The following is a 12619-nucleotide window of genomic DNA, read 5'->3' on the forward strand; positions in this document are numbered from 1 at the left end:
TAGCTGAATAGTTCAAATATTATTTTAGTAGTGTAGTGAAAAATTAGTAAGGAGCGCAGTGATGACAACAATTAATTATGGAATGTACACGATGTGCATGATTCAAGACGGAGATAAAATTCTTTTACAAAACAGGCCTGGTGAACGTGGTTTCCCAGGGTTCATTGCTCCAGGCGGGAAATTAGAATTCCCCGAGAGCTTAACAGAAGGAGCAGTACGTGAAGTAAGAGAAGAAACAGGACTGATTATTAAACCTGACGATTTAATTTATAAAGGCCTGGATGAATATGTGAATCCGCAAAACAACTTTCGATATATGGTCTTTAACTATCTGGCCTGTGCATTCAAGGGAGAGCTCCTGGCCGATCCACCAGAAGGCGAACTGATCTGGGTGGATATCAATGAAGCAGTAAGCCTACCCATGCAGCCCTGGTTTAAGAGAAGACTGCTGTTATTTTTTAAAGAAGGCACCTTTGAAATATCTGTTGTTTGGGATGAAGAGCATCAAAGAACGGTCAAGGATAAGGTCAGAATGCTTAAGTAATAATGAGAGAGCAGTGGACGAGTTCACTGCTCCTCTTAGTTTCGAGAAATAATGTTTATAAGAGCACTCAGGTGACGTATTCATGTCTGTCCAATAAGGGAATGCTTGCTTTTAGGCAGGTAAACGATATTTGTTGTGGTTAATTTACCGATTTTGATACCGTTAGATATTTTTTTGTGTAAAGCTATACAAAACAGAGTGTTATACGAAGAAGTTTCTACAAGATTAAAAGGTCTTTAGGTAGAAGTGATTGGTTTATGCTTAACTTTATGAAATTTATGCTTGGGTTTCAAAGTTTTATGCTTTTCTTTTTAAAGTTTATGCTTATCTCTCTAAATCGAATGCTTAAAATCTCCCTTATCTGATAATCGCATAGGCTTTATGCTTTCTTTATGAAGAATATGCTTATCCTGCTAGCGAGACTGCACGGCTAACTCATAGCGCTCGAAACGGCTCTCACCGGTATATATTTAATGTGTGACTAGAAGCTGAAGTATCAACATAAAGAGCTGCCTTGTGAACGTCCAGCATGCCGGAAAACATTATACCTAGCCAGGTTTTTAGCCAAGCTAAAAGATAGACAACCTAAAAAGGAGCAGTGAATGGTTCACTGCTCCTTTCTTTTTAAACTAATCTCCAAGGGCTTCTAACAATATTAGTCTGTGTACGGTCTGGTCCAACCGAGAACATAGATAATGGAACGCCTACTAATTGAGCAACACGCTCAATGTAATGGCGAGCATTGGCAGGAAGTTCATCTAGTGATTTGCAGCCTGTGATATCCTCTGTCCAGCCAGGAAGCTCCTCATAGACAGGTTCGCTTTCAGCTAATACTTTTAAGCTTGCCGGGTATTCTTCCATTACCTTGCCATTATGGCTGTAAGCTACACAAATTTTAAGCTTCTCAATGCCTGTTAAAACATCAATGGAGTTAAGAGAAAGGTCTGTTAATCCGCTGACACGTCTCGCGTGGCGTACAACCACTGCGTCAAACCAGCCTACACGGCGTGGTCGTCCTGTTGTAGTTCCGTATTCACGGCCTACTTCACGGATTTGGTGGCCGATTTCATTATCAAGCTCTGTTGGGAATGGGCCGTCTCCCACCCGGGATGTATAGGCTTTGCATACTCCGACAACATGATTGATTTTTGTAGGGCCTACGCCAGAACCGATGGTAACTCCGCCGGCAACTGGATTAGAAGAAGTTACAAACGGATATGTGCCTTGATCGATATCAAGCATAACTCCTTGTGCTCCTTCAAAAAGAACACGTCTGCCTTCATCCAGCGCATCATTTAGAACAACTGAAGTGTCACAAACGTATTGTTTGATCTGTTGTCCATACTCGTAATATTCATCTAGTATTTCTTCAATGGTAAAACCATTTGTTTCATAGAAGCGTTCTAGAAGGCGGTTTTTTTCCTCAAGATTTCTAGCCAGTTTTTCCTCAAACACATCACGTTCTAATAAATCACAAATTCTGATTCCGTTTCGTGCAGCCTTATCCATATAAGCCGGGCCAATGCCTTTTTTAGTGGTGCCGATCTTGTTTGCGCCCTTACGCTCTTCTTCTACCTCATCAAGCTTTAGATGGTAAGGCAGGATTACATGAGCACGATTGCTGATACGCAGATTGTCTGTCGTGATTCCACGTTCATGCAAGTATGCGAGTTCCTTTACAAGCGCCTTCGGATCTACTACCATTCCATTACCAATCACACAAATTTTATCGCTGTAAAAAATGCCGGATGGAATCAAGTGTAATTTATACGTTTCGCCATTAAATTTTATAGTATGGCCCGCATTGTTACCACCTTGATAACGTGCTATAGCCTCTGCATTTTCTGATAAAAAATCTGTAATTTTTCCTTTTCCTTCGTCACCCCATTGGGTTCCTACTACAACAACTGAAGACATTTACCATGCACCTCCAAATTTACGTCCAGCTGATTTATTACCAGCTGCCTATCAATCACAATAATTTTATCAATAAATCCTATGAGCGTCAAACAAAAGACGAACAATTAATGTTAATAATTATGTTTCGTTCGTTAATTGTTACAGGCTGCCCTTTCACATCTATCACATCTTTTATATTTTCAACTAAAACTTTTGTTATATGTACTTTATATTTTCATTTTTTCCTAGAACAGTCCGCGTACGACAAAGAAACCACCAGACTATGCTGATGGTTTCTTTTATGCCCCCGGCGGAACGGATGCATCATCAAATCTCCGCTCAAGGTTTACGAATTTATTATATTCTTTAACAAAGGCCAGAGAAACCGTACCTACTGGACCATTACGCTGCTTAGCGATAATAATTTCAATAATATTTTTGTTTTCACTTTCTTTATCGTAATAATCATCACGATATAAGAACGCTACGATATCGGCATCCTGCTCAATACTTCCGGATTCACGGATATCTGACATCATCGGGCGTTTATCCTGTCTTTGCTCTACTCCACGTGATAACTGTGAAAGGGCTATAACTGGAACTTCAAGCTCACGGGCCAGGGCTTTTAATGAACGGGAGATTTCAGAAACCTCCTGCTGCCTGTTTTCCCCAGACCTGCCATTTCCCTGTATTAGCTGCAAATAATCAATCAGGATCATTCCGAGACCATGCTCCTGCTTCAACCGGCGGCATTTAGAACGGATATCACCTATTCTGACACCAGGAGTATCATCGATGAAAATACCACTGTTTGAAAGACTCCCCATAGCCATGGTCAGCTTACGCCAATCTTCATCTGTCAGGGAACCTGTACGAAGGTTTTGGGCATTAATGTTGCCTTCCGCACAAATCATACGCATTACAAGCTGTTCAGCACCCATTTCAAGTGAAAAGATGGCAACATTTTCACTTGTTTTTGTAGCAACATTCTGGGCAATATTTAAGGCGAAGGCCGTTTTACCTACAGACGGACGTGCAGCCACAATAATCAAGTCATTTCGCTGAAATCCAGCAGTCATCCGGTCGAGTTCCGCAAACCCTGTTGGTATTCCAGTAACATCGCCTTCTCTATTATGAAGAAGTTCAATATTATCATAAGCACGGACTAATACATCTTTAATGTTTTGGAAGGCACCTGAATTCTTTCTTTGTGCCACTTCCATGATGCTTTTTTCAGCTTCTCCTAACAGGCTTGCTACTTCATCCTCACGGGAATACCCTTCCGAAGCTATATTTGTTGCAGTCCTGATCAGCCGCCTGAGAAGTGCTTTCTCTTCCACTATTCTTGCGTAATATTCGATATTGGCAGCTGTCGGCACAGAACCCGCCAGTTCACTAAGGTAGGATACTCCTCCCACATCTTCAAGCTGCTTTGATGCCTGGAGCTCTTCGGTGACTGTTACTAAATCAACTGGCTTGCCTTCATCATTTAATTTGACCATCACGTTAAATATTTTCTGATGGGCATTTCGATAATAGTCTTCTGGTATTAAGACTTCCGAAGCAAGTGTGAGTGATGATGGCTCAAGAAAAATAGCCCCCAGCACTGCTTGCTCAGCTTCGATATTCTGCGGAGGAATTCGATCTGTATATAATTCGTTCATTCAGCTTATCCCCCTTTCATTCGTTTTATCTAAATCTATTAAACTTATCGTACAAATACAGAGATTCATTAATAAAAAAACTTCTATATAAACAGAATTCGTCTATTGCATCCATAATCTAGTTATTTAAGAACATAAAAAAGTGATGAAACTAAAACATAAGTCTCATCACATTTTATCATTTTTATTTAACTATTTCACGGACCAATTATTTCTGTTCTTTTACCGCCACAGTTAATGTGCCTGTTACTTCGCTGTGCAGTTTCACAGGAACCTTTGTAGTCCCTAGTGTTCGGATTGCATCCTCTAATTCTATCTTGCGCTTATCAATTTTAATGCCATGCTTCTTTTGAAGCTCTTCAGCGATCTGCTTGCTGGTAATGGAACCGAACAATCTTCCGCCTTCTCCGGACTTAGCTGTAAGATCAACTGTCAGTTTTTCAAGTTTTTCTTTAAGATTTTGGGCTTCCTGAAGATTTTCTTCAGCCAATTTTTCTTCTTTTTTCTTTTGCGCAGATAAAGCCGACATAGTCGTATTAGATGCTTCCACTGCAAGGCCTTGCTTAATCAAAAAGTTATGAGCATATCCATCTGCTACGTTTTTGATTTCGCCTTTTTTACCTTTTCCTTTTACATCTTTGAGGAATATTACTTTCATTCTTTTTGTCCCCCTTCTAAATACTCATCTATTGCCTGAATTAATCTGGCTTCAGCCTCATCAATGGTTGTACCCGCTATCTGGGTTGCAGCATTTGTGAGGTGGCCTCCGCCATCCAGTGCTTCCATAATAATTTGAACATTGACATCTCCCAATGAGCGGGCGCTTATTCCAATGGTTTCTTCATCTCTTCTAGAAATAACAAAAGAAGCGATCACCCCATCCATGGTAAGCAATGTGTCAGCAGCCTGGGCAATTAATACCTGGTTATTCATCTGTTCCTGGCTGCCCTTTGCAATGGCAATGCCTTCTCTATAAAAGGAAACGGACTCAATAAGTTTTGCTCTTTTAATATATGTGTCTACATTTTCCTTTAAGAACTTTTGTACAAGAACCGTATCGGCTCCATGTGCTCTTAAATAAGATGCAGCATCAAATGTTCTTGCACCTGTTCGGAGTGTAAAGCTTTTTGTATCAACAATAATCCCGGCAAGCAGTGCAGTAGCTTCCAGCATCTCAATTTTACCACGTTTCGGCTGATACTCCAGTAATTCAGTAACCAGCTCTGATGTAGAGGAAGCATAGGGCTCCATATACACCAGCAGTGATTTCGCTATAAATTCTTCTCCCCGGCGGTGATGGTCAATAACTACTACCTTATCAAACCTGTTAAGAAGTTTTTCATCAATAAGCATGGATGGTTTATGAGTATCGACCACTACGAGCAGGGTTTCATCCGTAATCATTTCATACGCTTCTTCGGGGCTGATGAAACGCTCGAATAAATCCGGCGTCTGTTTCGTTTCTTCTATAAGACGCTGTACACCTGTATCGAGCTCATTAAAGTTAATCACAATAAATGCGTCCCGCTGGTTCATTTCAGCAATTTTTAATATGCCGATAGAAGAACCGATCGCATCTAGATCCGGATACTTATGGCCCATTACAATTACCTTGTCACTGTCTATTACAATATCCCGCAGCGCATGAGAAATAACCCTTGCACGTACTCTTGTACGTTTTTCTATAGGATTGGTTTTTCCGCCATAAAATTTTACTTTTCCGTTTGTTAATTTTATAGCAACCTGATCTCCTCCGCGTCCTAATGCCAGATCCAGGCTGGATTGAGCAAGGGTTCCTAACTCCGGAAGTGAGGACACTCCAGACCCTACTCCGATGCTAAGGGTCAACGGCACGTTTTGCTTAGCGGTCATTTCTCTTATTTCATCGAGGATGGAGAATTTATTTTTTTCAAGATGGTGCAGAATGTGCTCATTATACACCGCAATAAATCGATCAACAGAAACCCGCTTTATGAAGATTCCATTATCCTGCGACCATTTATTCAGTAAGGAAGTTACCAGGCTGTTGATATTGCTCCGCCTGTGATCATCCATTCCCTGAGTAAGATCATCATAATTATCCAAAAAGATAATGGAAATAACGGTTCTTTCATCCTCATATAATTTCTCGATCTCTACCTGTTCTGTTACATCAAAGAAATACAAGAGACGTTCATCACGCTTATGGATGACTCGAAACTTCCGGTCAACCAGCGTGATGGTTTCTGATTCTACTTCCTGTTTAATCAAAGGAACTAACGAATCAGCAACGTCGTACAGAGATCTCCCCGCAAGTGTATCTTCATTAAAGCAGGAAGACATAAAAGGGTTGGTCCACTCAATAAAAAAATCATCATTAATCAGCATAATACCGATTGGCATTTCTAATAGCGCCTCTTCACCCACTTTTTTCAGGCGGTAAGAAAGCGTAGAAATATATTCTTCCGTCTCTTGACGTGTTTTATATTCAATTTGCAGAATGATATAAAACACAACTGCCATGATAATGGCAGCGGCTGCAGCAATCATCCATTGGTAAAAAGCCATAACAGCCAACAGAGCAAAAACGGCCGCAATCAGTCCGTAAATAGAGTATCTTATCGACTGTCTATGCTGCTTTTTTAAGTAAGACGGCATTTTTTCAGCTCCTAAAAGCTTAATTCATTGGGTAAGCTAGTTCTTATTGTGTGTTTCTCTAAATTTGAATCCTAAATCTATTATACCTAATATTCTTATCACATAATGGAAAATTGGTACCAATAAGGATAAAACCACTATAAACCACGAAAAGGCCTTTGGCCATCCTTTTAATCTACTATAGAAAAATAGGAAAGAATATCCCTGCAGAAGCAGCAAAGTCTGAAGTACATACAGTACATTTACAATCACCATATATGTAGTATCCGTCTTTTCGGCTTTTATAAAAAAAGAGAGAACCATTGCTATTAAATAATACCACAAAATACTCCTTGGCATCCGCAGTTTACTAATCGGCTGCCACTCAATGCCGTTTCTGCGCAGCCTTTTAATGATAGGCGAAACGGCTAGCAATATTAGAATCACCATGATCATCGAAGTTATCACAAATAAACTTGGTGCAAGAATGATCAGCATATCCAGGCTTTCTGAAAACCGCTTGATTGCCGATTTTTCTGGACTTTGCCCCATATCATCAAGCATCTTTGTGGACTGCTCAATACTGTCCCTTAATAGATCAATGGATGTCTCTAAAATGTTTACATGGAGAAAATAAATAGAGAAAACATATAAAGCGACAAATCCAAATAGAAAAATCATTACTGAGCTTACATAAAGAGTACTGAAAGAATATTTTTTTCGAAGATTGTACCCGATGGCTATCCCTGTGCTGCCAAATAGAAAAGCGACTGGAGCAAAAAGAGGGGTGCCTATAATCGCGGTAAGCAGTGTACCCACTGCCAGATAAGATAAGGACCAGGTCAAATTATACTTTGCAGCCACCAAAATAAAAGGCAGAGGCAAAACAAACATCAATATAGTGCCTATAAAAGGCATTTGAATACATAGAAATACTAATATACAAAAAACAGCCAATAGGGCTGCACTTTCTGCAATCTTTCTGCCTTGGTTCATTCATTCACTTCCTTCTAATAACCCGCTGTTCACACATACTATCTATTTTAGCTATTATACCCTTTTCAATCAATCTTACTGCATCAACCCTCTATGTTTTTCCGTCAGACCGGAAGGAAAACAGGCTCCTTATAAAGAAACAATAACAGAAGGAGTGAAGCATGGTGCCAGAGACAAAAGCTTTGCTATTTGATTTAGACGGTACACTCTTAGAACGAGACCGTTCCGTCCGATTATTTGTTAAACAGCAATATCAAAAATATTCCCATCACTTTAAGGATATATCTGAAAATCATTATCTGCATACCTTTATTTCTTTAGACCAGAGAGGCTATGTGTGGAAGGATAAGGTGTATCAGACCATGCTTGAAAATTATGGTATAACAGACATCAGCTGGGAAGCGCTATTAGACGATTATATTCATAATTTTCACACGAATTGTCTTCCTTCAAATAACCTCGATGCTGTTTTTAACATTCTAAAAGAAATGGGATTTGCATTAGGTATAATAACAAATGGGTTTACAGAATTCCAACTAAAAAACATTAAAGCTCTAGGTATAGAACGGTATATGGATGTTATTCTAATTTCAGAGAAGGAAGGTCTAAAAAAACCTAATACCGCTCTATTTCAAAGAACCTTAAAGGTTTTAGATACTGCTCCAGACCAAAGTATATATGTCGGAGACACATTCATAGAGCCCTCGCTGCAGGTATGAAAGCAATTTGGAAAAAGATCTGGGCTGGGACCCTCATTTTTTATATAAGTATGTTATAGATGATTTATGGGAGCTCCCCCTGTTAGCTAGCAAATTGTTAAGTAAAAAGGTGTGAGGTTTTAAAAGCATGCTCTATTCCTTTAGTAGTTCTTTTCTCTCTTGAAGGGAAATGAAACATACCACTATATCTTTACTTCATGGCTGGGGTTCCAGCTGACGACCTCGTTATTAATCCTGCAGGCCAATGAAAAGCCTTTGTTTCGGGCGCCAATATTACCCTGCAAATTTCTAAAACAATACCCATATCAACTCACTTCCCATGACCAAGCTTCTGCCCAATTGGATGGAAGAAAGTCTATATGTGTTTAATGAGCACCTAAAAAGCAGCAAAACAAATATTGCTGCTTTTAGTATTTGTATTATTCACCAACTCGGTATAATAGTAATGGCCTCACACGAGAGTGTATGTTTGCGGTTGATAAGTACGGTGGTATTTAATATAATTCACTCTTTTAACCTCCTTTCACTTATTAGAGCATACAGCCTCATCCAAAAGTTTCAAAAAAAGAAAAAATTTATTTCCAGTAAATTAGAACAGGAGTTCGTTAACTAAGTATCGTATATATACTATATGTAAAATTTTTCTATAACGGGGTGATCAATGATGCTTGAAACTTATAAGGAGAAAATTACCGTTTTAAGAGAACAAGGCGAAGTTGAAATTCCATTAGAGGATTGCGACATGTTTTATATCGAAGATACCTTAAAAAGTCTAAACCTGGATTTCCAGAAGCTGATACGGCCTCCCAAAAGATTTGCGGCGGTTAAAATGCTTACAATTAAACTTAAAAGAGGGTGCAGTGATGCTTAGAATCTTGGTTGCATAAAACATTCCTTATCGCAGCAGTATTTATTATTATCAATATATTTACAGAAAGAAATAATAAGTCGGGCAGACGGCAAGTGAAAGGCATATTTGAGCAGCAAAAAAGACACCCAAATTTAATTGGGTGTCTTTTGTCTACTTATTCACCAACTACGTATGGTAGTAATGCCATCATACGAGCGCGTTTGATTGCAACTGTTAATTTACGTTGGTATTTAGCGTGTGTACCAGTTACACGACGTGGTAAAATCTTACCGCGTTCAGAAACGAACTTTTTAAGAAGATCTACATCTTTGTAATCGATATGTGTAATTCCGTGTGCTGTGAAGTAACAAACCTTACGGCGTTTTGCACGGCCACCTTTACGTCCTCCCATTGCCATTTAAATTCACTCCTTTACTATTTATTAGTTAACCAACCGCTCACATTAGAATGGAAGATCATCATCAGAAATATCGATAGTTTGTCCGTTATTTGCAAATGGATCTTCATCTACTCGTGTATAGTTGTTATTGTTATTGCTGCGTTGATTCTGATTTTGTCCGTACGGAGCATCCTGTTTTTGATTCCCGCCGTAATAGCCGCCTTCATTTCTGTCCCCAGCATTGCTGTTGCTGCTGTTTCTCGGCTCAAGGAACTGAACACTCTCAGCCAAAACTTCAGTGACATACACTCTTTTTCCATCCTGGCCTTCATAATTACGAGTCTGAAGCCTTCCGTCCACGCCCGCCAAGCTTCCCTTTTTCAGGAAGTTCGCTACGTTTTCTGCTGGCTTACGCCAGATCACGCAATTAATAAAATCAGCTTCACGCTCACCCTGCTGGTTAGTAAAAGTACGATTAACAGCCAATGTAAATGTTGCGACCGGAACTCCATTTGGAGTATAGCGCAACTCTGGATCTTTTGTTAAACGCCCTACTAGAACGATGCGATTCATCATCAGAACCAACTCCCGATCTTTCACTTTGTTCCACGCGGAACAAAATTATTATTTATATAAATTAATTATTCTTCTTCTTTAACAACGATATGACGGATAATGTCTTCGCTGATTTTTGCTAAACGGTCGAATTCTTCAACTGCTTCTGTACCAGCATTAACTTTAAGAAGCTGGTAGTATCCGTCGCGGAAATCATTGATTTCGTATGCAAGACGGCGTTTTCCCCAGTCCTTAGTCTCAGCCAATTCTGCACCGTTATCAGTAAGAATTGTGTTAAAACGCTCAACTAAAGCCTTTTTGCTATCTTCCTCAATGTTTGGACGGATGATATACATAATTTCGTATTTTCTCATCACTGTCACCTCCTTTTGGTCTAAACGGCCCAATATAGGGCAAGGAGCAATTATTCATTTAATTACTCACAATAAGAAATTATAGCATAGAGATTACCGATTTGCAATAGAGTTATCGGTTTATATAAAGATTTAGAAAGTGTGGAGGGATCATTTTTTAAGTTTTATCAATCTTGCAGGCCGAATATATTTTGCTTAGAGATTCTATGCTGATTTTAACTAAAGTGGAGCGTACAATAATAGCAATAATGATTGCACTAAATAAAGGCCGACAAAATAAATAGAATGGAAATTTAAAACTGATTCTGGAGTAAAAAGTGGCAGATTCACGGCTCTTTAGTTTTAATAAAGCGGTTTTATCCTAACTTCACAATCTATATTAAGGGCACTAAGCCCACTCTCAGACATTTACGAGGGGTGTTTGCAATTTTATGGGGCAAAACCGAAGTTTACGAGGGGTAAATACAAATTTATGTGGGTTTCTAAGAGTTTACGGGGATTTAAACTTTTTATGAGGATTTTAACAAGCAAACGTGTTTCCCGCCCCCCTGAATAATAAATCTATAACAATTGAGGATTTTCTAAATACTCTTTGGTGATAATTTTTATTTTTGTAGTTACATAATATCACAAAAGGACCCCTAAGGCCCTTTTGTGAATCAACATTATTATATTTGAATAGTCAATGCTCCGCTTACATAGTCATTGTTCTTCTTACATAGTATCTGTTGAAAAGCACCGTTCTCCTCTTTTATTGTTATCCAGCTCCAAGCTGAGACCTTCGAGTCATAAGCCAATCAGTCCATGAGAAGAAAAGAGCTTCTCACGGCCTGCTCGTCTTATGCTTTTCAGGACTCTCCTGCGCTAACGCTCCGGACCGCTTTGCGCTTTTATACATTAAATCTAAAGTGGATGACGTCTCCGTCTTGTACGACATAGTCTTTTCCTTCAAGCCTTACTTTTCCTGCTTCTTTTGCTGCAGCCATTGATCCTCCTGCAAGCAGGTCTTCGTAGGAAACGGTCTCTGCACGGATGAAGCCTCTTTCGAAGTCCGTGTGAATGACTCCTGCACATTGAGGAGCTTTCATGCCTTTGCGGAAGGTCCAAGCACGTACTTCCTGAACTCCAGCAGTGAAGTAGGTTGCAAGTCCAATTAAGCTGTATGCTGCTCGAATTAATTGATCCAGCCCGGATTCTTCAATTCCAAGTTCTGAAAGAAACTCCTGCTTTTCTTCTCCTTCAAGCTCAGAGATTTCTTCTTCTATTCTTGCACAAACGACGATAACTTCAGCATTGTCCTCAGCAGCAAATTCTTTAACACGCTGAACATATTCGTTCCCGGACGGATCTGATACATCATCTTCGCTTACATTTGCCACATAAAGAACAGGCTTGGCTGTTAATAGATGCATACGTTTTGCATATTTCTCCTGCTCGTCCGTGAACTCCACTGTACGTGCTGGTTTTTCTGCCTCTAGTGCCTCTTTCAGCAGGACTAATACCTCATGTTCGCCCATGGCTTCTTTATCTTTTTGTTTAGCCATTTTCCCAACTCGGTCTATACGCTTATCAACCGACTCTAGATCTGCTAAAATAAGCTCCAGATTAATGGTTTCAATATCGTCTATTGGGTCAACCTTACCTGATACATGTGTAATGTTTTCATCTTCAAAGCAGCGGACTACATGGCATATTGCATCCACTTCACGAATGTGAGATAAGAATTTATTGCCTAGTCCTTCTCCTTTGCTTGCTCCTTTAACAATACCGGCTATATCCGTGAATTCAAAAGTAGTTGGTACTGTTTTCTTAGGCTGAACAAGATCAGTCAGCTTTTGCAGCCGATGATCCGGCACTTCGACAATTCCTACGTTCGGTTCAATTGTACAAAATGGATAGTTGGCAGATTCAATTCCTGCCTGTGTAATTGCATTAAACAAAGTAGATTTACCAACGTTCGGCAATCCAACGATTCCAGCTGTTAAAGCCATCTTTATATTCA

At 39.6% G+C, this 12619-nt stretch carries 12 protein-coding genes; 3 read left to right on the top strand and 9 right to left on the bottom strand.

The genetic code is table 11. The annotated features are described in order from the left end of the window. Positions 1–61: 61 nt before the first annotated feature. Complete coding sequence (locus JOC77_RS14395) at positions 62–544, top strand: 8-oxo-dGTP diphosphatase (RefSeq protein WP_204544358.1); 483 nt, start codon at positions 62–64, stop codon at positions 542–544. A gap of 624 nt (positions 545–1168) precedes the next feature. Here the strand turns inward: JOC77_RS14395 and JOC77_RS14400 are convergent. The 5 genes from JOC77_RS14400 to JOC77_RS14420 form a co-directional block, all read right to left on the bottom strand. After that, positions 1169–2461: an adenylosuccinate synthase gene (locus JOC77_RS14400; protein WP_204544360.1), complete on the bottom strand. Its 1293-nt coding sequence runs from the start codon at positions 2459–2461 to the stop codon at positions 1169–1171. Positions 2462–2742: 281 nt separating this feature from the next. Beyond that, a complete protein-coding gene (gene dnaB, locus JOC77_RS14405) occupies positions 2743–4107 on the bottom strand; it encodes a replicative DNA helicase (RefSeq protein ID WP_204544361.1) in 1365 nt (454 codons plus the stop codon). A gap of 208 nt (positions 4108–4315) precedes the next feature. Next, positions 4316–4765, bottom strand: a complete 450-nt coding sequence (rplI, locus tag JOC77_RS14410; protein WP_204544363.1) for a 50S ribosomal protein L9 — start codon at positions 4763–4765, stop codon at positions 4316–4318. After that, positions 4762–6744 carry a DHH family phosphoesterase gene (locus JOC77_RS14415; RefSeq protein ID WP_204544365.1) on the bottom strand — a complete coding sequence of 661 codons (1983 nt, stop codon included), beginning with the start codon at positions 6742–6744 and terminating at the stop codon, positions 4762–4764. The genes rplI and JOC77_RS14415 overlap by 4 nt, the downstream gene beginning before the upstream one ends. A gap of 36 nt (positions 6745–6780) precedes the next feature. Next, positions 6781–7719: a YybS family protein gene (locus JOC77_RS14420; RefSeq protein WP_204544367.1), complete on the bottom strand. Its 939-nt coding sequence runs from the start codon at positions 7717–7719 to the stop codon at positions 6781–6783. Between the two features lie 161 nt (positions 7720–7880). On the opposite strand from JOC77_RS14420, the gene JOC77_RS14425 reads away from it, so the two are divergent. After that, positions 7881–8438 carry an HAD family hydrolase gene (locus JOC77_RS14425; protein WP_239558764.1) on the top strand — a complete coding sequence of 186 codons (558 nt, stop codon included), beginning with the start codon at positions 7881–7883 and terminating at the stop codon, positions 8436–8438. A 661-nt stretch (positions 8439–9099) separates the two neighbouring features. Then, positions 9100–9309: a hypothetical protein gene (locus JOC77_RS14430; protein WP_204544369.1), complete on the top strand. Its 210-nt coding sequence runs from the start codon at positions 9100–9102 to the stop codon at positions 9307–9309. A 154-nt stretch (positions 9310–9463) separates the two neighbouring features. Here JOC77_RS14430 and rpsR read toward each other — a convergent pair whose 3' ends face one another. From rpsR to ychF, 4 genes are all read right to left on the bottom strand, one after another. Beyond that, on the bottom strand, positions 9464–9700 hold the full coding sequence (gene rpsR / locus JOC77_RS14435; protein ID WP_204544408.1) for a 30S ribosomal protein S18: 237 nt from the start codon (positions 9698–9700) through the stop codon (positions 9464–9466). Between the two features lie 51 nt (positions 9701–9751). After that, the gene (gene ssb / locus JOC77_RS14440; RefSeq protein WP_204544371.1) at positions 9752–10264 is read right to left on the bottom strand and encodes a single-stranded DNA-binding protein; all 513 of its coding nucleotides are present in this window, start codon (positions 10262–10264) and stop codon (positions 9752–9754) included. Between the two features lie 65 nt (positions 10265–10329). After that, a complete protein-coding gene (gene rpsF / locus JOC77_RS14445) occupies positions 10330–10617 on the bottom strand; it encodes a 30S ribosomal protein S6 (RefSeq protein WP_204544372.1) in 288 nt (95 codons plus the stop codon). An 890-nt stretch (positions 10618–11507) separates the two neighbouring features. Beyond that, positions 11508–12608, bottom strand: coding sequence for a redox-regulated ATPase YchF (ychF, locus tag JOC77_RS14450; protein ID WP_204544373.1), 1101 nt, complete (start codon positions 12606–12608; stop codon positions 11508–11510). Between the last annotated feature and the right edge of the window lie 11 nt (positions 12609–12619).

The organism is Peribacillus deserti (genome assembly GCF_016909175.1).
Lineage (GTDB): Bacteria > Bacillota > Bacilli > Bacillales > DSM-1321 > Paraperibacillus > Paraperibacillus deserti.

Bases quoted from the DNA above. Each gene is read 5' to 3' on its own strand.
- JOC77_RS14415 (WP_204544365.1), bottom strand. From the start codon at position 6,744: ATGCCGTCTTACTTAAAAAAGCAGCATAGACAGTCGATAAGATACTCT.
- JOC77_RS14400 (WP_204544360.1), bottom strand. From the start codon at position 2,461: ATGTCTTCAGTTGTTGTAGTAGGAACCCAATGGGGTGACGAAGGAAAA.
- rplI (WP_204544363.1), bottom strand. From the start codon at position 4,765: ATGAAAGTAATATTCCTCAAAGATGTAAAAGGAAAAGGTAAAAAAGGC.
- rpsF (WP_204544372.1), bottom strand. From the start codon at position 10,617: ATGAGAAAATACGAAATTATGTATATCATCCGTCCAAACATTGAGGAA.
- rpsR (WP_204544408.1), bottom strand. From the start codon at position 9,700: ATGGGAGGACGTAAAGGTGGCCGTGCAAAACGCCGTAAGGTTTGTTAC.
- JOC77_RS14420 (WP_204544367.1), bottom strand. From the start codon at position 7,719: ATGAACCAAGGCAGAAAGATTGCAGAAAGTGCAGCCCTATTGGCTGTT.
- JOC77_RS14425 (WP_239558764.1), top strand. From the start codon at position 7,881: ATGGTGCCAGAGACAAAAGCTTTGCTATTTGATTTAGACGGTACACTC.
- ychF (WP_204544373.1), bottom strand. From the start codon at position 12,608: ATGGCTTTAACAGCTGGAATCGTTGGATTGCCGAACGTTGGTAAATCT.
- JOC77_RS14395 (WP_204544358.1), top strand. From the start codon at position 62: ATGACAACAATTAATTATGGAATGTACACGATGTGCATGATTCAAGAC.
- JOC77_RS14430 (WP_204544369.1), top strand. From the start codon at position 9,100: ATGATGCTTGAAACTTATAAGGAGAAAATTACCGTTTTAAGAGAACAA.
- dnaB (WP_204544361.1), bottom strand. From the start codon at position 4,107: ATGAACGAATTATATACAGATCGAATTCCTCCGCAGAATATCGAAGCT.
- ssb (WP_204544371.1), bottom strand. From the start codon at position 10,264: ATGATGAATCGCATCGTTCTAGTAGGGCGTTTAACAAAAGATCCAGAG.